This window comes from Bacillus sp. 105MF (assembly GCF_000374885.1).
GTDB classification, from domain to species: domain Bacteria; phylum Bacillota; class Bacilli; order Bacillales; family Bacillaceae_G; genus Bacillus_A; species Bacillus_A pseudomycoides.
Map to the genome: position 1 here is coordinate 46,113 of NZ_KB895572.1, position 21,358 is coordinate 67,470.

General features: G+C 36.7%; 19 protein-coding genes and 1 pseudogene. 2 read left to right on the forward strand and 18 right to left on the reverse strand.

Annotated features, from left to right (window positions below; translation table 11 throughout):
• Positions 1–159 precede the first annotated feature (159 nt).
• The 3 genes from cerA to bdhA form a co-directional block, all read right to left on the reverse strand.
• Entirely contained in the window at positions 160–1,011 is an 852-nt protein-coding gene (cerA, locus tag C564_RS0112460) for a phospholipase CerA (protein WP_003195169.1), read from the reverse strand.
• A gap of 252 nt (positions 1,012–1,263) precedes the next feature.
• Positions 1,264–1,608: a potassium channel family protein gene (locus C564_RS0112465; protein WP_003195171.1), complete on the reverse strand. Its 345-nt coding sequence runs from the start codon at positions 1,606–1,608 to the stop codon at positions 1,264–1,266.
• Positions 1,609–1,727: 119 nt separating this feature from the next.
• Positions 1,728–2,780, reverse strand: coding sequence for a (R,R)-butanediol dehydrogenase (bdhA, locus tag C564_RS0112470; protein ID WP_018765549.1), 1,053 nt, complete (start codon positions 2,778–2,780; stop codon positions 1,728–1,730).
• Between the two features lie 228 nt (positions 2,781–3,008).
• Between bdhA and C564_RS0112475 the strand changes: the two genes are divergently transcribed.
• A complete protein-coding gene (locus C564_RS0112475) occupies positions 3,009–4,163 on the forward strand; it encodes an MFS transporter (RefSeq protein ID WP_003195178.1) in 1,155 nt (384 codons plus the stop codon).
• Positions 4,164–4,192: 29 nt separating this feature from the next.
• Here C564_RS0112475 and C564_RS0112480 read toward each other — a convergent pair whose 3' ends face one another.
• From C564_RS0112480 to C564_RS0112530, 11 genes are all read right to left on the reverse strand, one after another.
• Positions 4,193–5,035 (reverse strand): N-acetylmuramoyl-L-alanine amidase, encoded by an 843-nt coding sequence (locus tag C564_RS0112480; RefSeq protein WP_018765550.1) that lies wholly within the window; start codon positions 5,033–5,035, stop codon positions 4,193–4,195.
• A gap of 597 nt (positions 5,036–5,632) precedes the next feature.
• A complete protein-coding gene (locus C564_RS0112485; protein ID WP_018765551.1) occupies positions 5,633–8,032 on the reverse strand; it encodes an immune inhibitor A in 2,400 nt (799 codons plus the stop codon).
• A gap of 429 nt (positions 8,033–8,461) precedes the next feature.
• Positions 8,462–9,109, reverse strand: a complete 648-nt coding sequence (gene fsa, locus C564_RS0112490) for a fructose-6-phosphate aldolase (protein WP_003195186.1) — start codon at positions 9,107–9,109, stop codon at positions 8,462–8,464.
• Between the two features lie 35 nt (positions 9,110–9,144).
• The gene (gene rbsB / locus C564_RS0112495; protein WP_018765552.1) at positions 9,145–10,068 is read right to left on the reverse strand and encodes a ribose ABC transporter substrate-binding protein RbsB; all 924 of its coding nucleotides are present in this window, start codon (positions 10,066–10,068) and stop codon (positions 9,145–9,147) included.
• Between the two features lie 14 nt (positions 10,069–10,082).
• Positions 10,083–11,018, reverse strand: coding sequence for an ABC transporter permease subunit (locus tag C564_RS0112500; protein ID WP_003195190.1), 936 nt, complete (start codon positions 11,016–11,018; stop codon positions 10,083–10,085).
• Between the two features lie 3 nt (positions 11,019–11,021).
• Positions 11,022–12,506, reverse strand: coding sequence for a sugar ABC transporter ATP-binding protein (locus tag C564_RS0112505; RefSeq protein WP_018765553.1), 1,485 nt, complete (start codon positions 12,504–12,506; stop codon positions 11,022–11,024).
• A gap of 18 nt (positions 12,507–12,524) precedes the next feature.
• Complete coding sequence (gene rbsD, locus C564_RS0112510) at positions 12,525–12,920, reverse strand: D-ribose pyranase (protein ID WP_018765554.1); 396 nt, start codon at positions 12,918–12,920, stop codon at positions 12,525–12,527.
• Positions 12,917–13,813, reverse strand: a complete 897-nt coding sequence (rbsK, locus tag C564_RS0112515) for a ribokinase (RefSeq protein ID WP_018765555.1) — start codon at positions 13,811–13,813, stop codon at positions 12,917–12,919. Before rbsK ends, rbsD begins: the two co-directional genes overlap by 4 nt.
• A 13-nt stretch (positions 13,814–13,826) precedes the next feature.
• Entirely contained in the window at positions 13,827–14,798 is a 972-nt protein-coding gene (locus tag C564_RS0112520; RefSeq protein WP_018765556.1) for a LacI family DNA-binding transcriptional regulator, read from the reverse strand.
• A 141-nt stretch (positions 14,799–14,939) separates the two neighbouring features.
• Positions 14,940–16,559, reverse strand: a complete 1,620-nt coding sequence (locus C564_RS0112525) for an MDR family MFS transporter (protein WP_006093539.1) — start codon at positions 16,557–16,559, stop codon at positions 14,940–14,942.
• A gap of 19 nt (positions 16,560–16,578) precedes the next feature.
• Positions 16,579–17,037 (reverse strand): MarR family winged helix-turn-helix transcriptional regulator, encoded by a 459-nt coding sequence (locus C564_RS0112530; RefSeq protein ID WP_003195202.1) that lies wholly within the window; start codon positions 17,035–17,037, stop codon positions 16,579–16,581.
• Between the two features lie 217 nt (positions 17,038–17,254).
• Here C564_RS0112530 and glpT point away from each other — a divergent pair, with 217 nt between their 5' ends.
• On the forward strand, positions 17,255–18,604 hold the full coding sequence (glpT, locus tag C564_RS0112535) for a glycerol-3-phosphate transporter (RefSeq protein ID WP_018765557.1): 1,350 nt from the start codon (positions 17,255–17,257) through the stop codon (positions 18,602–18,604).
• A gap of 192 nt (positions 18,605–18,796) precedes the next feature.
• On the opposite strand, the gene C564_RS34705 is transcribed toward glpT, so the two are convergent.
• The 4 genes and pseudogenes from C564_RS34705 to C564_RS0112555 form a co-directional block, all read right to left on the reverse strand.
• The gene (locus C564_RS34705) at positions 18,797–18,916 is read right to left on the reverse strand and encodes a DUF4027 family protein (protein ID WP_003195205.1); all 120 of its coding nucleotides are present in this window, start codon (positions 18,914–18,916) and stop codon (positions 18,797–18,799) included.
• Positions 18,917–19,055: 139 nt separating this feature from the next.
• The gene (locus C564_RS0112545) at positions 19,056–19,478 is read right to left on the reverse strand and encodes a universal stress protein (RefSeq protein ID WP_003195208.1); all 423 of its coding nucleotides are present in this window, start codon (positions 19,476–19,478) and stop codon (positions 19,056–19,058) included.
• Positions 19,479–19,559: 81 nt separating this feature from the next.
• Positions 19,560–19,928 (reverse strand): annotated as a pseudogene (locus C564_RS33475) (STAS domain-containing protein); the annotation flags it as partial.
• Between the two features lie 151 nt (positions 19,929–20,079).
• Positions 20,080–21,330, reverse strand: a complete 1,251-nt coding sequence (locus tag C564_RS0112555) for a hypothetical protein (RefSeq protein WP_018765559.1) — start codon at positions 21,328–21,330, stop codon at positions 20,080–20,082.
• Between the last annotated feature and the right edge of the window lie 28 nt (positions 21,331–21,358).

Consider the following 21,358-nt stretch of genomic DNA (forward strand, 5'->3'; position numbering starts at 1 on the left):
ATACATATTGGAAAGAAACTATCATTTTCCTGTGTCTAAACAAAAAAAGTTTCTTCTTTACGAAGAAACTTTTTAACTATTTCAATAGAAGTGATTACCTGTACTGGATCATGAATCATTATACGTGTATGTTTTTTAACTAAGAAGTAACCAAGCATTCTAGCGATTTACATATGTATCAAACCAAAGCTGAATATATCCCGCTGTGACACGCTGTGCTTCTACTAAACGTTTTCCTGTTGTTAGTGTAACTTCTGCACGCCATTTATCTGCATATTCTTGTGAAACTGCCGCTCTTACGAACCAATCTTTTGTAGTGCCATTTACAATACCAGCATAATCTTGCTTAGCAGCTACAGCCGCTCCATGAATCCAGTCTTCAGGATTTACTCCTTTCCAATTCCAATATCCATTTCCATCAGCCACTTTATAATTATTTTTTATTGTATCTACAAAATTTTCATATTTGGAGTGGAAACCTTGTGGATAAGAAAGATTTGTAAAGTTTGCTGCATGCATTGGTTGATTTACATCTCCTAAGTAATGAAGCGATAAGCCTAAATAGAAGAATGCTTGTTTTATTTCTTGCTTTTGATAGGCTTCACCAGCAAGTTTAAAATATTTAGCCCCAGTTTCTTTTGCCTGCTTAGCAAAAGGTATATATGTCTTCCCTGTATCAGGATCGTAGAAATGAGAAGCAAATGTACTGTTATCATAATAAGGGTTTTCATAATCAGCAGCATATATACCATTCTCTAACTCTGTACGCCATTCATTTAATAATGCAACTTGATCTTGTTTTACAACCGTTGTATTACGAGACATAATATCAATTGCACGATTGACAATCCATAAATGGGAGTTTACACCTTCTGCATGTTTATCTTCAGCAGACCAATATTGAATTACTCTTACCTTATTTCCGCCCTCATTTTCATGGGCAAACGCTACACTTTGCAATGGTGCTACTAATGTAATAGCTGCTGCTAAGGCTAATACTTTCTTTTTCATATGAAAACCTCCGTTTATATTTAATTTACTTGGAATATGTAATTCAAACCATATGGTTAACCTACGATTAGAATATCCCACCTTTCTACTCATTTCTATTGAGAAAATAAATTATACGAACATTCACATTATTATAATTCTATGGATAATATGTTTCATTTGCATTATAGTAAACGAATATTAAATTCCTGCAAAGAAACAGCTAAAATATTGTAAAAAATAGAAGCAATCAGGTGCATATCCTGATTGCTTCTATTTTTTCTTTCGCCCTGATAATATACTTGATAATTGAACATTTACTGCTAGCTTATGAATAAATCCAAACACTAAACCAATTCCAATGAAAATATAGAAAATCGTAAAGATTTTTCCAAAGTCTGTTTGCGGGCTAAAATCTCCATAGCCAACTGTCGTTAATGTAACAACGCTAAAATATAATGCATCAATCGTGCGTAATCCTTCTACCGTACTGTAAAAAATAGTCCCTGATAGTAACGTTATAATCGTTAATACAAATAACACTTGAAATTCTTTATCTTTCCACGCTCTTGAACAAGCTTTTAGCATTCGTTTCAAAGTTAGTAAAAATGAAACCATGTAACTCTCCCTTCCTACTTAAACAATTTAGTCAAAGGAAAGTCTATCACCTTTCTATCCACAAAAAAAGTAGCCTTCTTCTATTTCTAGAAAAAGACTACTTTCTTCTATATTATATATTATTTAGGTGAAACAAGAATTTTCACTTGTTTTTTATCTTTTACAAGCGCTTCAAATCCTTCTTCTACAACTTGATCCACTGTAATTTTTTTCGTAATTAATTTCTCTGCTTGAATTTGACCAGAGCTAATTAATTTAATAACAGATGGGAAGATGTGACGGTATCCAAGAATACCTACAACTTCTTTTTCTTTTAATACTAAGTTGTTTGGAGTAATTGTCGCATCTTTTTCCCAGACACTGACGATTACAGTTTGTCCTTCAAAGCTTGTGCTTTCAATTGCTTGACGAAGTACAACTTCAACTCCTGTTACTTCGAAGCTAACATTTACGCCTAAACCGTTTGTTAAGTTACGGATTTCTGCTACCACATCTTGCTCTGCTGGATTTAATACGTAATCAGCACCTGCTAATTTTGCTAACTCTTGACGTTCTTTAGAAAGTTCAACTGCGATAACAGGTGTTGCACCTGCAGCTTTAGCAGCTTGGATAACAAGAAGTCCGATTGGTCCACAGCCAAATACAGCTACAGCTTCGCCTTCTTTTAACTTACTTTGACGCACTGCATGAACTGCAACTGCTGCTGGTTCTACAAGTGCACCTTGTTCATAAGTCATTTCATCTGGGATATGGTGAACCATATCTGCTGGTACTACAGTATATTCAGAGAAGCCACCGCCATCTCCACCAAGACCGTGGAAAACAAGTTGTTCACAAACGTTATAATGACCATGTTTACAAGCTTCACATTTACCACAAGAATAAATAGGTTCTACAACAACGCGGTCCCCTACTTTATGATTCGTAACACCTTCACCGATTTCAACAACTTCACCACTAAACTCGTGACCTAAAATAACAGGTGCTTTCACGTGTGTTAGTGGATGTTCTTCTGTTGGAATAAAAATAGGTCCTGCTAAATATTCATGTAAATCTGTTCCACAAATACCACACCATTTAACTTTGATCTTCACTGCTCCTGATCGTACAGCTGGTTCTGGAACTTCTTCTACTCTTACATCACGTTGATTATGCCAAAGTAATGCTTTCATTTTATGCATCCCTCTCTATGTATATATACTTAACCTGGTGAAGTTTACCAATCTATTATAGTACTCTTATCCATATATTTCAAAAAACCAATCTGGATTTCACTAAATTTTAACAAAAAAAAGTTCACTTTTTTGTCACTTTGTACTTTTTTCCACATCTGTTAATTCAATTTCATTGCAGGCGAAATTCGCATTATGCCATAATAGCAGAGGAGAGGTGAACATCGCTTGAAATATTTCATTTATTTTATTGTTATCGTAGCGTTTTTAGATACATTTTCACAATTACCAATTATGAGTACTTACGCGCAAAGCCTCGGGGGAACTCCTCTTATTATCGGTCTCGTTGTAGGTATGTACTCGTTTGCCAATATGATTGGCAATATTATCGCAGGTGCATCTGTTGATAAATTTGGCGCAAAGAAAGTACTCTATATGAGTATGGGAATTACGAGTCTCATAGTGTTATTGTATACTGTTGTTCAAAGCGGCGAGCAATTACTCATCGTTCGCTTTTTACACGGATTTAGTGATGGCTTCTTAATCCCTGCAGCCTTTACTTTCCTATCTAAACAAACGAAATCTACAAAACAAGGAAAAGCAATGGCACTATCTGGTGCCGCTGTCGGAACAGCAGCTATCGTTGGCCCTGCTTTCAGTGGAATTATGAAAGCAACCGCAGGTGTAGAGTGGGTCTTTGTTACGATTTCTATCTTAATGGTATTCGGAACAATCGTATCCCTGTTCTTATTACCAACCAATGTGACTAGAAAAGACACATCACGGACGCAAATGATGAACAAAGAAGATATGATAGGATTACTAAAATCCGAACCATTATTACAAGCATATATTGGTGCTTTTACATTAATGTTTTCACAAGGAATCGTCACATATATGTTACCGGTAAAAGTAGAAGCACTAGCACTCAAAGCATCTACAACAGGCATGATGCTAAGTGTATTTGGGATTACTGCCATCCTCTTCTTCTTACTGCCAACAAATCGTATTTATGATCGCTTTGACCGTTCAAAAATGATGCTAATTGGCATCACAGTCATGGCACTTGCCTTATCATTACTTGGCATATTTACAACAAAAGGTATGCTCTTTGTTGTTATGATGATTTACGGAATTGGATTCGCCATCCTCTTCCCATCTATTAATGCTTTACTCGTTGAAAATACAACTGAAGATAAACGCGGGAAGGCATTCGGATTATTTTACGCATTCTTCTCATTAGGTGTTGTCGCTGGATCCTTTACAGTTGGAGCAATCGGGGCATCACCGAGCGTAAGCTTTGTAATTGGAACAGCATTCTTACTCACATTTGCTGGAATGATTTATTTCAGAGGAAAAATAAAAGAGACAATGATGAATTAGCTCATCATTGTCTTTTTTCAATCAAATCTTTATTGTAAAACCTCAATATATAAAGGATTAGCAGTTAAATAGCTTCCTGATTTTAGCTTATACATTTTTGAACCATTTACAGTTAACGTTTCCACAACAGTGAATACATCACCTTTTTTCACAGTACCAGCCTTTGCATTCCAATCAGGTTGATTATAATAATATAATTCTTCTGTTTTCACACGAATTAAGAATGTTTTCTTCTGTAATCCAAATGCCTTTACTAAACCATTTACATGCCCTCTTGCAAGTTGTTCTCTAAATGTTGCATTACCTAATTTTTGAGCATCTTCTGCTCGATCAATAAACCCATTTTCAGTTAATACTGCTGGCATATTCGTTTCTCTTAACACATGGAAATTATTTGTTTTGATCCCTCTATCATCAAGGTCAGTTGTTTTCATAATTTCCTGATGAATTATATTCTGGTAAGTCGTAGTTGGTGCTCCTGCATTTGGATAGCTATAATCTTCATAACCAGAGCCACCACCACTGTTAATATGTACAGATAAGAAGAAATTTGCTCCCCAATTATTTGCATCAGTTGTTCGCTGTGTTAGCGTAGGATATACATCACTTGTACGACTCATTTTAATTTCATGACCTGTATACTCTGCATTTAAAATGTTACGAATACGTAATGCGATATCTAATGTTAAATCCTTTTCTCGTAAACCATTTCCAACCGCTCCTGTATCTGTTCCCCCATGACCTGGATCAAGATAAATCTTAACTGTCTCCGCACTTGCATGTGCAGTTGGTATAGCAAAATACATACATGCTACACATAATAAAACAATACTACTTTTCACAAAAGCTGATAATTTTTTCAATGCTGTCAATTACTTTACTCTCCCTATATATAACTTTACAAATACCCTCTACATTTCCTTCCTAAAAAAGGATTTCAATTAAACTATTAAACTATCACTATCTTAATTAATTCCTTTGAATTTTACTCAAAATAAAAAACAAAATCAATATATAATTTTGTTTTTTATAAATAATTATTTTTTTAGATTCAAAATCAGTAAAAACTTGAAATATATGTATTTATAAACAACAAAAAAGGAGCAAACTCTATTTATCTCTATATCAAAAAAATGTATTTTCATTTCATATATTTAAAAATTCCGCTTGTTCTTTTTTACTTTTCAGTAATAATCATATCCGAATACTACTCATTGTAAATTGCTGAAACTCGTCTTTCTTCTATACCAATCATCTTGATACACTCTTCACTCATTTTTCAAAAAAATGTATAAATGCCAACTATGTCTCGACAATTTCCCTGGAAATATTTCTTTTCCCTACACCATTTGATAGACTGTATATAGGTAAACACTGTATTACATAAAATAAAATAATAACTTAATGTACAAATAAAAAAGTACGTTCTTTCTACGAAGAACGTACTTTTCTATTTTATTACTAATCTATTAACGACGAATCCAAATAGCTCCTGCCGACTTATCATCTGCTTGCCCAACAACTTGGAATTTCAGCCCTAATTGCGGCACTTTTCGTCCCGCATCAGGAATTTGAGTGTTACTGTATACTTTAGAATCATCAAATGTTGCAACACCTGGTAAGCCTGGGTAATTAAATTGTCCACGTGTAAATGAATTTACATTCCACGCCGGTGTTTGATCAAGTGAAAATGCAGCATCTGCAATTTGCAACCCTGTATTACCGTATACTGGTTTTCCATTTAAATTTCCAACAACAGCTTCTGGGTGAGAATCAACAACACCAAGGAAGCCTTCACCAGGATGCCTGCCAACCCAGTTATCTTTAAAACTATCATCTGCATACCAAACAACAAGACCAGTATTATATACTGGACCTCTCCCTACTTTTAACCCTTCATCTGAGCCAGCATAGTTTCTCCACTCTAAATAATAATAATGTGGTTTCTTTTCTGTTCCATCAGAAACGACAAAACCATTTAACTTCATTTTCGCTTGTCCTTCTGCATCATCTGAAAATACCACTTTTCCATCGACTGTTACATTCACATTATCCATTGCAAATCCTTTATATGTTAAAGCAGGATCTGTAATATAATCAAATTGCAATTTCACTTTCTTCCCTTTAAATTGACTTAAATCATATGATTTATCAATCCATTTTCCTTCTGTCGTATCTTGGTCACCTTTTACTACTTTATCGCCTAGTTTATCGATTAATGTTTTTGTTCCATCTTCTGTCACCGCATGCACTTCAATAAAATCACATTCTGCTTCAAGTTCATAGTTTGCTTTATAATCAAATTTCGCATTAGCTGCCTTCGTTAAATCAAACAATGGTGTTTCTAATGTTGTATGCATATCATCGCCTCTTGTACTGTAGTATGCATGCTTGCCAAATCCAGTTTTAATTGTTTCAACACTTTTCTCAGGTAAATTTACACGTACAAGACCTGGACGATTGGATTTTGTAACACTTTGATCAATATATGTAGGGAAACCTACTCCACGTTTTATTTTATCGTAATCTACTTCTACAATTTTCGCCCAGTTTCCATCCATATTTTTTTGTAAGAAATCTTTATTTTGCGGTGAAAAACTTGTTGGTTCTGTCCCTGCGATTCTTCCTGTCCAGCTACCACCACTCATTAATGACCATGCTTCCACAGGTGATCCAGCTCCAGTATAGTTCGTATCATATTCATCTGGTAAACCAAGATCATGACCAAATTCATGAGCGAATACGCCAACTGCACCATCCTCAGGCTCAATTGTGTAATCATGTGCAGCAACTTTTCCATCCCAATATGAAACTTTTGACTTTGTCCCTTCAATTGCAACTGGATCTTGTGCTAATTTAGAACGATGTGACCAGATTGCATCATCACCTAATTTACCGCCACCAGCTTCTTGACCAACCCCAGCATGAATGACCATTAAATGATCAATTACACCGTCTGGTTCACTTTGATTTCCATCACCATTTGTATCATAACGATCAAACTGGTCAAATTGAGATAAATCTAATCCTTTCTCTGCTGCTGCTTTTAAGGCTTCTTTCACAAGGTCACGTGCCCCTTTAGGCCCTTTATTATCATGACCAGTCTTACCATCTGCTCCGTAATCTGCTGCTTTCCCAGGAACAGTTAACCATTCTGTTACATAACCATCTGTCGTATAACTACCACCAGACTGCTCTTCATAATATTGTTTAAATGTTTTTACTTTTGAACCATCGAATAACGTGAATGGTTCATTACCGAATAACATTTTTTGATAATGCTCTCTACTAAAGTCGTTCGCATACATATAACCAGGGCTTTGTTCAATATTATTATGTTTATAATCACTAAACTCTACAAGTAGTACAAGTACTTTATCTGTACGAACAGCTCCATTATATGGAGCCTGCTTTGCTGGAGAAGTTGGTACTTTTCCATTTAACTGTTTTTTATTTTGTGAAGGCGTTTGCTCTGAGCTAGCATTTTCTACAGACTTCTTCACTTTTTCCTTTTCTTCCATCTTTTTTTCTTTTACTTTTTTCACGAAATCAGATGCCTCTTTAGCAGGGTCATCCGGAAGAATTTCTTTATTTGGCTGATCACCTTTCTTTTTTTCAATATATTGTTCTACAGCCTTTTGTGTCTCTTCTTTTGATGCTGATCGATCAATCGTTCCACGTTCTTTTAAAGCTTCAGCCAAGCGCTCTTCTTGAATTAAATTGTTATCAATTGGAGTTGTTGAAATACTTCCTTTTGACTGAGATGTTGTTTCTGCATAAGCTACTGATGTACCAAGTGCAAATGTGCAACCAAGCATTGTCGTGATTGCCAAAGATGAAAATACTTTAAACGGTGTTTTTCTTTTCATTACTATTTCCTCCCTTATTAATTGTAACAAGACTTAAAATTTAGATAATTGATAATATGGAATGCACAATATATATAAGTTCTATAATATAGACCTATCCCCCCTTCTATATACAATAAAAAAGACATAGTTCTATAATCATGGAATAGTAATTATTCCCTTATAGAATCATGCCCTCCAGTCCTCTGGTCAGACCCTGTACTGATTATTTACCTCGTATCAAAAAAACTCACAAAAAAGAGTTATTTATTATATATTAAATAACTTAGATAGAAAATTTAAAAGACAATATGCACAATTGCATGAAAATTCTTTTATTCATTATTTTACAAACAAAAAAACTACCAAGGTTAACGTGATGCTAACCTTGGTAGTTTTTGTTTCCCCCTCATAAACGGGGACCAATCCTTCACAGATGGAAGTTTCACTTTATTTCCCTTGTGTTTTCTCCCAATCAGCTAAGAATTTCTCAATTCCTTGATCTGTTAACGGATGTTTCACTAATGCGCCAATTACGTTTGCCGGAATTGTTGCAATGTGCGCACCGTTTAATGCTGCGTCTGTTACGTGAACGCTATGGCGTACAGATGCTGCGATAATTTCTGTTTTAATGTCATGAATTACAAAGATATCAGCGATTTGGCGAATTAAGTCCATACCATTATGACCGATATCATCTAAACGACCTAAGAATGGAGATACGTACGTTGCACCAGCACGCGCTGCAAGCAATGCTTGTACTGCAGAGAACACTAACGTAACGTTTGTACGAATTCCTAAATCAGAGAATGCTTTTACTGCTTTTAAGCCTTCTTTTGTCATTGGTACTTTTACAACAACGTTTGGAGCAATTTTTGCTAATTCTTTTCCTTCTTCAATCATTTTATCTGATTCTAGGCTAATAACTTCTGCACTTACAGGTCCTGTTACAACGCTGCAAATTTCACGAATACGTTCATGGAAATCTACGCCTTCTTTTGCTACAAGTGATGGATTTGTTGTTACACCTGCTAATACGCCTAAATCATTTGCCTCTTTAATTTCATCAATGTTTGCTGTATCAATAAAAAATTTCATTTGTTTTTCTTCCTTCCTAAATGTAAGTTTATATTTTATTTTTTCTTAATAAGCTCTAATTCAATCGGAATGAATTTTTCCACTTTTTTACCTTGGTTCACTTGTCTTGCTGTTTCCATCGCTTTCTCTCCGATTAATTCTGGTTTTTGCGCAACAGTTGCTGTCATACGTCCGTCATTAACCGCTTTCACAGCATCATCTGTGGCATCAAATCCAACAACAACCACATCTGTTTTTCCAGCAGATTTTAATGCTTCAAGTGCCCCTAATGCCATTTCATCATTATGAGCAAACACTGCTTTTATATCATTATTTGCCTGCAATATGTTTTCCATAACTGATAATCCTTTGGCACGGTCAAAGTCTGCGGCTTGCTTTGCAACAACTTTTAGCCCCTTATCGGCAACTTTATGGAATCCTTTCCCACGCTCACGAGCAGCGGATGATCCAGGAATCCCTTCTAACTCAGCAACATTTGCACCTTCACCAACAAGCTCACGAATGTAGTCACCAGCCATGCTTCCACCTTCTACATTATTTGATGCGATGTGTGAAACAACTTTTCCTGAGTTTGCAACACGATCTACTGTAATAACAGGGATGTTTGCTGCATTCGCTGCACTTACTGCTGAAGCAACTGCATCTGAATCTGTTGGGTTAATGACAACTACATCAACGCCTTTTTGAATTAAATCCTCAACATCATTCGTTTGCTTCGCTGCATCATTTTGTGCATCAACAGCAATTAACTCAATGCCACTATCTTTCGCCTTCTTTTCTGCCCCTTTTTTCAACGTAACGAAAAATGGATTGTTTAAAGTTGAAACAGAAAATCCAACTTTAATAGTTTTATTTCGACTTTTATCGCTAGAATCCTTCGCCCATTCCGGTGGTTCCATTGAACAACCAGCAGTGATTGCCATTATGAGTGCAACGAGTACAAGTAACCATTTTTTCATGAATTGTCCCTCCATTATGCTTCTTTTCGACGATCAATTAATACAGCAAGTAAGATCACAAGCCCTTTTACAACTTGTTGGAAGAAAGAAGATACACCTAATAAATTTAGACCGTTATTTAGTACACCGATAATCAGTACACCAATGAACGTGCCGACAATCCAACCTCTTCCACCAGAAAGACTTGTTCCTCCTAATACAACTGCAGCAATTGCATCTAATTCGTAAGAAGAACCAGCAGTTGGCTGTGCAGAATCTAAGCGTGATGTTAACACGATACCCGCAAGCGCTGCCAGAATTCCAGAAAGACCATAAATCATTACTTTTATTCGCGTTACATTAATACCTGATAATGCCGCTGCTTCTTCATTTCCACCAATTGCAAAAGTACGGCGACCAAACGTTGTCTTCTTTAAAATAAAGTACAATGCAGCAAAAGCAATCATCATCGTTACAGCTGGTACGGGAATACCAAGGAAGTAACCACGGCCAAACATTTGAAACATTAAGTGATCACCAAGGCCAGTGATCGGACGTCCGTCCATATAAACAAGCGTAAGCCCTCGGAAAATGGTCATTGTTGCTAATGTCGCAATAAATGGTGCCACTTTTCCTTTCGCAATGATGATACCGTTTACAATTCCCATTACAAGCCCAGCCAATAATCCAACTGCCATTGCAAGGAACGGATCCATGCCACTTGCCATCATTCCAGCAACAAGTGCACTTGATAATGCTAAAATAGAACCTACCGATAAGTCAATACCCCCAGTTAAAATAACGAAGGTCATTCCAAATGCAATGAGTGCATTAATCGATACTTGGCGTAAAATATTAAATAAATTTGGTATTTCAATAAATGCTGGATTTAATGCTGTAATAACTACAATAATCAGTGCCAATCCAATTAAAGAACCTAGCTGCTGCAATATATTCCCCTTTTTAGCCATAACTTACTCTCCCCCTGTAGCTAATGCCATAATGGACTCTTGTGTTGCTTTATCTTTCTCTAAAATACCGCCTACTTTTCCTTCATGAATAACAAGGACACGATCGCTCATTCCTAAAACTTCTGGAAGTTCGGATGAAACCATAATAACCGCATCCCCCTGCTTTGTAAGCTTGTTCATAATAGAGTAAATTTCTTTTTTTGCTCCAACATCAACGCCCCGTGTTGGTTCATCTAAAATTAACAGCTGCGGATGGATTCCTAGCCATTTTGCAATAACAATCTTTTGTTGATTTCCACCAGAAAGTGATTTGACGGCTTGTTCACCATTTGCCGCTTTTACATTGAGAAGCTTCATCATATCCTCTGTGAACTGTGCTTCTACTCCTTTATCCATCACACTACCTTTTGAGAGATCCCCTAGATTTGGCAATGCTAAATTTTCACGAATAGAAAAATCTAAGACAAGCCCTTCTGATTTTCGATCTTCTGTAATAAAGGCAATTCGCTGCCGTATTGCATCAATTGGACTATCAATTTTCACTTCTTGCCCATTCATAAATATTTGGCCCGAATCTAACGGTTCATGTCCAAATATCGTCTTCATAATATCAGTGCGGCCAGCTCCCATTAATCCAGCGACACCGAGAATTTCACCTTTTCTCACTTGAAACGAAATATTTTCAAACTTCCCTTTTTTCGTTGCGTTACGCATTTCAAAAATAACTTCACCGATCTTCGCATCGCGCTCCGGATAGCGCTCACCGATGCTGCGACCAACCATCATACTCACTACTTCATCAAATGATGTTTCTGGAATTAACCTCGTTCCAACATATTCCCCATCACGTAAAATCGTAATAGCATCACAAATAGAAAAGATTTCTTCCATGCGATGTGAAATGTAGACGAACGATACGCCTTCTTTACGTAATTTATTAATAACCGTAAAGAGTGTTTCAATTTCGCGGTCCGTTAAGGCTGCTGTCGGCTCGTCCATAATAATAACGCTTGCATTTGTCATTAAGGCCTTACCAATTTCAATAATTTGCTGCTGTCCAACTGATAATTCCCCAGCAAGCATAGCCCCTTTTACGTGAAGCCCAAGACTTGCTAATTGTTGCTGCGCTAACCCATTCATTTGCCGTGTACGTAAAATGCCTGTTTTGCCGTACATCAACTCTTTCCCAAGAAACATATTTTCAGCAACTGTTAAGTTCGGTAATATGTTCAGCTCTTGATGAATAAAAGCAATTCCGTATTCCTCAGCTTCTTTTGCGTTTTTAAATGTCCGTTCTTGCCCATCAATCGTGACTTGACCACTATCTTTCGTATATACACCTGTTAAAATTTTCATGAGCGTTGATTTTCCCGCTCCATTTTCCCCCATCAGTGCATGGACTTCTCCTGTTTCAATACTAAACTGTGCGTTTTTTAAAACAGGATTACCATTGAACGCTTTCGAAATATTTTTCATTTCAATACGCATTCTCATCACATCCCTTTATTAAAAAATCACGCCGGCATGTAAAATAACATTCGCATATGGCGTTGCTTCTCCCGTACGAATAACTGCCTTTGCCTGTTTTGTACGTTCTTTAAACTGCTCATGCGATACGTATTCAAAAGCAGCTTCTTTTAAACGTGCTTCAACTTCTCTGTTTACTTCTGCATTATTGATCGTAATCTCTTCTGCTAATGTTAGTTTTTCAACTGCCATGTCGTCTATCACAACTTGTAACACCTCTAGAAACGATGGTTTTCCAAGTTCTACCGCTAAATCAATTCGCTTTACACCATCTGGAATAGGTAAACCACAATCAGCAATCACAATTGTATCCGTATGTCCAAGGGAAGCAAGTACCGCAGCAATTTCACTATTTAATACACCATGCTTCTTCATCCAACAATCACCTGCACTTCTCTTACCTTTTCTCTTGTTGGCATACCACCTTGTGCCCCTAGCTTTGTTACAGAAAGACCGCCGGCAATGTTTGCAAAGCTGATTGCTTTTTGTAATGTCTCACCTTCGGAAAGTGCAACCGCTAATGCACCGTTAAAAGTATCACCTGCTCCTGTTGTATCCACTACTTCAACATCAATACTTGGTACATGAACAATCTCTGTACCATTATGGAAACGAACACCTTTCCCACCTTCTGTCATCAGTAACTTATTTGGATATTTCGCAAGTAACTCTTCAATTGGTGACGTAAAATCATCTAATACAATGCGGCATTCATGCTCATTCGGTGTAATATACGTCGCCTTTTCTAAAATATCTACTGGCAATACTTGTGCCGGAGCTGGATTTAACATAACCGGAATTTTGTGTTCTTCACAAATATCAAGAACGTATTCCACTGTTTCTAGCGGAATTTCCAGCTGAAGGACAACCATATCAGCTTTTACAAGAAGATCTTTTGCGCGATCGGCAATTTGCTGATTCACGAGACGGTTTGCTCCTTGCACAACAACAATACTGTTATCTTCCTCGGCCAAAACAATATGCGCAATTCCTGTCGTTTCATCTGTAACCGGTACCACATAGTCGATAAAAATACGTTCATTCTCTAAATTTTTTCTAACTAGCTTACCATAATCATCATTTCCTACAGCACCTACCATTGCCACATTTGCACCTAATCTAGCTGCGGCAACAGCTTGGTTTGCTCCTTTTCCTCCAGGCACTGTATGAAACGCTTCTCCAATCACTGTTTCTCCTGCTTTTGGTCGCTTTTTTGAAACAGCGACTAAATCCATTGAAATACTGCCGACTACTGCAATGTTTGGCATATATCTCATCTCCTTACTTCGTTGTATTTCGTTCTATAATTTCAATCGGTAAACGATAATGTTCGGTTTCTAATTGATTTCCTTCCATTTGCTCTAGCAATAATTCTGTTGCAATTCGTCCCATTTCATAAATAGGTTGTGCAACTGTTGTAAGAGATGGATACATCATTTCTGTTAAAGAAATACCATCAAATCCAATAATTTGTAAATCATTAGGAATGGAAATTCCTTTTTGTAATGCCGCTTTCACTACCCCAATGGCAATCAAATCATTTCCAGCTACAATGCCATCGATATGCGGATACTCTTCTAACAATTCCATTGCCACACGTTCGCTATCTGCCGGATCAAACGTACTTTCTGCAATCATATAAGAAAGCCCATATTGTGTAATAACATCTACAAAACCTTCAAAACGCTCATTTGCTGTACTCACATCGCGCGGTCCACGAATATGCGCAATATGTTGACACCCTTTTTCTAACAGTAACTTTGTTGCTTCTTGACTTCCCGCATAGTTATCTGCATATACCGTCGGAATACGCTCATTAAACATGCGGTCAATTGCCACAACTGGCACAGACAAGTTCATGTAATTCATACTATTTTGTGGGTTCGTTGCCACAATAAACCCATCAACATTATTTTGTCTGAGCACATCAATATATTGTTTCTCTTTCTCTAAACTTTCATCAGAATTACAAAGTACAACTGTGTATCCTTGCTTATGTGCTACATCCTCTACGGCACGTGCAACTTCTGGAAAGAATGGATTCACGATATTTGGAACAACCAAACCAATTAAGCGAGATTTTTTATTATATAAAGAACGTGCTACTGTACTAGGCTTATAATCCAACAGTTCAATTGCTCGTTCCACTTTTTTTAATGTATCTTCGTGAACATATCCGTTCTTATTTAACACCCTGGAAACGGTCGCAACAGATACTCCTGCTAATTTCGCAACATCTTTAATCGTACTCATTCTCTTCCCTCTCCATTTCATGTAACCGTTTACAGAAAATAATATAACTCATTTACAAAAATACGTCAATCATTTATAACTAAAAAAGATTATATGTTATACACTAAAAAAGCACCACCATAAGGCGATGCTTTTTTCTTATTATGAGTAAGATACGTTTGTATCTTTCTCTTCTACTTCAGTAGCAGGTTCTTCTGCACCTTTTTTACGATTAGAAAGCTTAATTTTTTGTAAGAAGATTGTAAATACGGCACCAACTACGATAAAGACTAATCCTGTTAGGAATACACTATGAAGTGAATCCACTAAAGATGTTTTCAAAATTGGTACAATGCTATTTGAGAATGCTTCTGGCATTTGTTTTAATGCTTCTGGGCTAAATAGCATAGAATATAAACTTTGTGGATCTGTATGAATCATATCTTTAAACTTCGTTACCATTTGTCCCGCTTCTGCTGGGAATGTATCTAGTACAGGAACTAATTTATTTGTCAATGTTGTACCCGACGTATTATTCATAATAGAACCTAAAATCGTAATTCCGAACGTCCCACCGATTTGACGGAAGAACTGACTTGAAGATGTTACAACTCCAAGATCCTTTTTCGGGAAACTTTCTTGTAATGCTAATGTTAATGTCGGCATTACAAGACCCATTCCTAAACCGATAATCATCATATATGATGTTGCAATAAGTTTAGTTGTATGCATATCCATTGTTGTTAATAACCAAAAACCGCCAGCCATAATGAGCATGCCTGTAATAATTTGTGGTTTTACGCCTACCTTTAATACAAGCTGACCACCAATAATACTCATCACAATCATCGTAATCATCATTGGTGTCATTATCGTTCCAGATTCAGCCGCACTTACGCCAACAATTCCTTGCATAAAGAATGGAACGAACATAATTGCACCAAACATTCCAATACTCATAAAGAAACCAATTGCATTTAATAGTGTAAATGTACGGTTTTTAAAGAAATGCATTGGTAAAATTGGTTCTTCCGCCTTCGTTTCAACAATGATGAAGCTTACTATACCAATGATAGCAAGTGCAAATAATCCAATGATTTGCCAAGAATCCCAAGCATAGTCTTTCCCGCCAAACGTTAGTGCAAGTAATAAAGTCACAACACCAAGAATCATCGTGAAAATACCAGCGATATCAATTTTAATTGGACCTGTTTGTTTATGTCCTTTTAATCCCATTGCAATAAAGATTGTCGCCAAAATACCGACTGGCAAGTTGATATAGAATACCCATCTCCAGTTGACAGCATCAACAATCCAACCGCCCACTTGCGGTCCAATTACGGAAGCAAGACCATATAACGCTCCAAAGATTCCTTGCCATTTCGCACGTTCTTTCCCTGTAAACATATCCCCGATAATAATCATCGCCATTGGCATCATAATACCGCCACCAAGCCCTTGAATACCACGGAAAATAATTAACTCAGTCATACCATTCGCCATACCGCAAAGTGCTGAACCAACCATAAAAATGATTAATCCTGTAATATATACGTTACGACGTCCTAATAAATCCGCTAACTTACCTGCAATTGGTACAACTGTTGTTGATGTTAACATATATGCCGTTGTTAACCATGTCATTAAACTTAATCCGCCTAGATCGCCAACAATTCGCGGCATTGCTGTACCAACGATTGTTCCATCTAATGCAGCAAATAACATGGCAATAACTAGACCGATTAACAACAGCTTTCTATTCTGATTTTCTTGTTGCTCCATGTAATCTCCTCAATTCCTTTTAGTTTGTCTCTTTCTTCTCAGATTCCCCGCAAATAATTACCTCTAACTTTTCAAATAAGCGTAGTAAATCTTCTCTCTCTTGTAATTCTAACTGTGAGAAGTATTTTGCAATATGCTTATTACGAGCAGTCATTGCCTCTTCTACTACATCTTTCCCCTTCTTCGTCAGCTCAATTACAACAACACGGCGATCCTCTTTGTCATGGTAGCGCAGTACCAATTCTTGATCGATTAACCGATCGATCATCACTGTAATTGCGCTTGGTTTCACATACATTTTCTTCGCCAATTTCGTTGCTCTTGATGCACCGTAATGGTCTAAAATTTTTAAAATATAAAATTGCGGTGGTGTAAGTCCTGATGCTTGCATTTGTTCTAGTAACTCCGTTTGCATTTTCTTTCCTATAGAGAATGCTAAAGCCTGAATTCTATCAATATGAGTCATATCATTTGGCATGTTATCCACCTCTTATTTAAACAATAAAATATTTAACGTATTTAAATATTAAACCCTATAATTAATTTCGTCAATAATTTTATTTTGTAAAAACGTTTACATTTTTGTCGCAAAGTTGTATAATTTTTGACCAAGTTAATATTGACAGTCATGGGGAATGAGAGTATAAAGACTATGTCATAAAACGTTTTCAATAATAGAGGAGGATTTTTAGGTTATGTTTTTAACTCAGTTGTTTAAACCTGCGCCGCATACAGAGCGCTTACCTGCTGATCGCATTGATAGCGAATACCGCAAACTGCGCTTACAAGTATTTTTAGGCATTTTCATTGGCTATGCAGGTTACTACCTTGTTCGCAAAAACTTTTCACTGGCTATGCCTTATCTTGTTGAACAAGGATTTAGCAAAAGTGAACTTGGAGTTATCCTTTCTGCTGTATCCATTGCATATGGCTTAAGTAAATTTATTATGGGGATTGTCTCCGACCGTTGTAACCCCCGCTACTTCTTAGCGGCAGGACTATTTTTATCCGGTATCATTAATATTATCTTTGGTTCATTCTCTTTTATTACAACAAGTATTTTGCTTATGTTTGTTCTTCAATTTTTAAATGGTTGGGTACAAGGTATGGGCTGGCCTCCATGTGGCCGCACAATGGTTCATTGGTTCTCTATTAGTGAACGCGGTACAAAAATGTCCATTTGGAACGTTGCCCACAATGTTGGTGGCGGACTTATGGGACCACTCGTAACATTAGGACTATTCTTATTTGCTGGTAGCTGGCAAAGCATTTTCTACTTCCCAGGTATTTTTGCAATTTTAGTTGGGATCTATGTATTAATTGTAATGCGCGATACACCGCAATCTTGTGGATTACCACCTATTGAAGAATATACGGGTGAATATCCTTCAGATGAAAGAGTAAAAGATCGTGAACGCGAACTTTCGGTAAAGGAAATTTTATTTACTTATGTACTAAACAACAAATTTTTATGGTACATCGCTATAGCTAACGTATTCGTATACTTCGTACGCTACGGTGTTGTAGACTGGGCACCTACTTATTTAGTAGAAGAAAAAAACTTTACTCATAATAGTTCTCGTACAGCATACGCATTATACGAATTTGCTGGTATTCCGGGCACACTCCTTTGCGGATGGATGAGCGATAAATTATTTAAAGGGCGCCGTGCCCCTGCTGGTATTTTATTCATGGTTGGTGTATTCATTGCTGTTCTTGTTTATTGGTTAAATCCAGCTGGTCATCCAATCATCGATAGCATCGCACTAGTGGCAATTGGCTTCTTAATTTATGGACCAGTTATGCTCATTGGATTACATGCCCTTGACTTAGCACCAAAGAAAGCTGCTGGAACAGCTGCTGGTTTAACAGGTTTCTTCGGTTACCTGGGCGGTGCTGCATTTGCTAGTGCTGCAATGGGCTTTATTGTAGATGCTTTCGGATGGAACGGCGGTTTCATTCTATTACTTACATCTTGTGTACTTGCGATTGTATTCCTTGCTCTAACTTTAAACACAGGATCTTCAAAATCACAACAAGCTTAAACGGAGGGTTTTCTTAAAAACTTCTATAAGATAAAGTGAAAAGCTTTAATCAGTGGGGAACAAAAGCTGAAGTAAAGAAATAAAATAGCTCTTAGCATTCAGATATATGCTAAGAGTTATTTTTTATTTATGTCTAGTGATATTGTCTTGCAGCCTATAACAATCATTTCCCTTCTATTTACAACATTACTTTTATAAAAACATCTGCTGAAACATTTTCATAGCAATAGCCAATGTCACCGAAGTAGTAAATCCCCCTAAACAAATAAGACTCACTCCTTGACTATATGTTAAACTTTGAAATGCTTTCATTTCTTACATCCCCCATTCTCTCCCTTTGATGATTACATCATATCAATGGAGGAAATTTCAAAACATCGATTTCCCTAACAACAGTCTTACAATTTTGTAAGATTTATCTCAAAAAAACAGACAACATTTCTGCTGCCTGTTACTTCACGATCATCACCGGACATTTCACTCGTTTTGCTATTTTATGACTTACACTACCAAGTACCATTTCTTGCAATGTATTCAATCCCCTACTCCCCACTATTACAAGATCAATGTCTCCTGTATTTACATATTGCACAAGTGTATTTCCTGGATCACCATGTAAAATCGTAATTTTATAAGAAACTCCTTCTTGCTGTAATAAAATCTCAATTTCTTTTAATCTATCTTTTCGACTAGCTGAAATTGTTTCTATATTTGTTTGTCCCTGTATAATATCTGATTTTGCTGTTCTACTATCTACTACGTATACAACTTCAACGGTTACTTCCTTACTCAATGTAGAAATATGTACGGCATGTTTTGCTGCACGTATTGCGTGTTCTGAACCATCACATGCTAATATAATTTGCTTGTACATCTTCTGAAACCCCTTTCATCATCATACTCGTATTATAATACAAAAAGAACCTTTTCGGTCCTTCGAAAAGGTTCTTCCTATTTAACGAACAGCTTGTTTCGCCAATTTTGTAACAAGCTCTGAACTACGCTCATTTAATCCCGTTATGTTTACTTTCACACCATTTCTCTCATACTTCACTACAACTTTATCAACCGCAGCCACAGCTGAATCATCCCATACATGGGCGTGTGTAAAATCAATTTCTACTTCTGTCACATCTTCTTTAAACTGAAATACATTTATAAATTCTGTAGTCGATGCAAAGAAGAGTTATCCGTGAACAGCGTATATCTTTTTCTCACCAACATAAGAATGTTTCACGTGAATCTTTGCCATATTTGCTGCGAATAAAACTGCACTTATTACTGTACCAATCATAACACCAAGAGCTAGATTATGTGTAACAAGATAACACTCCTCTACTTTTCTTATTTTTTGATTTTCTCCGTAAGAAAATCGGGCCGATTGCACGAGTGCTATTATATAACGAATGTCAGATTTTTTGCTATAAAAAACTTTCCCAAATGAAAAGACGCTGCATCATGCAACGTCTTTTCTCTTAATGTCCACCGTGTCCCCCACCATTTTCTTGAACAATCTCTAACTTCTCGTCAAGTATTCCTTGCGTTTCAAACAAAATATTCTCTGTATTACCTAATAGAAAACCGTGGTTATATGGCCCGAGCGTTGGATCATCTTTAAATTTTGGTTGAATCGTAGCTAATAAATCATATACTGGCTGTGAAACCTTCCCTTTATCTAATAATAGAACAGGTGCATGTTTCCCCATATGTGAAAACGGCGCTCCAGCAATTGCTAAATCGGGAGTTTCTGTTGAAACAAATGATACGCCGTGCCCTGGTTTTGTGAATCCCCATCCAAATTGTGTTTTCTTATCTTTAAACTTTGCAAAAGCGATTGAGTTTTCTGTTGGATTTTCTCCGCTAATGCGCGTTACTTTCCCATGCTTACTTAACTGTTTTTCTACCTCTTTTGAAATAATTTTTTCAGGTCCTAAAAGATATATATTTGCTTTCCCTTTTCTTGCTTTCAACGCTTCTATTGTAGCCTCAGGTACTTTATCTTTTGCTACATATAAAAGAGGTTCAGGCATATGAGCAATCCAATTCACAGCAGGTGTTGTATATAAGCGTCCTTCTTCTTCAGACGAACCGATAATGACACTTTCTGGGTACTTCCCTGTTATGTCTGCATATTCTTTATCAACATCTTTCGCAAAATTTGCTGAATCCGTTTCTTTTATTTGCTTTATTTTATATTCTTTCAGTTGATTTAATATGGAAGATTCTACATCTCCCATCACCATAATTTGTGTTCCATCTTTTGTTCCAAGTGGGTTTAACCGCTTGATTTCTTTTAACGTCGCCTCTGGAATACTTTCTTTATTCATAAATAAAATAGGTCCATTGTTTGGATGATGAATGAGATCCGCACTAGCAATTCCAAGTTGCCACTGATTAGCTGGTACTAAAATCACCGCTCCTGGTTGGTTCTCTTTGTGAGTCGCTGGCCATATTGTTTGTGATGTTAATACTGCCATTTGAACAGGATCATTTGTGTTTAATCGTGTTACATTTTTTAAACTTGTTGTTAATAAATCTCTAGATGCTCCAGTATTCATTTCTTTCGGTGGCATCGCTGCATGATGCACCTTCATATCTTTTTGCTGCTCATTTTTCTTCTCTTTTGTAGATTCATGATTTTCATGCTCTGTATTTGCTTGTCCACACGCTGCAAGTCCAAGTACAGCAACTATTGTCATACTCAAAACTCGAGTTGCTTTTTTCACTATATCGCCTCCATCCCCATCATGTTTG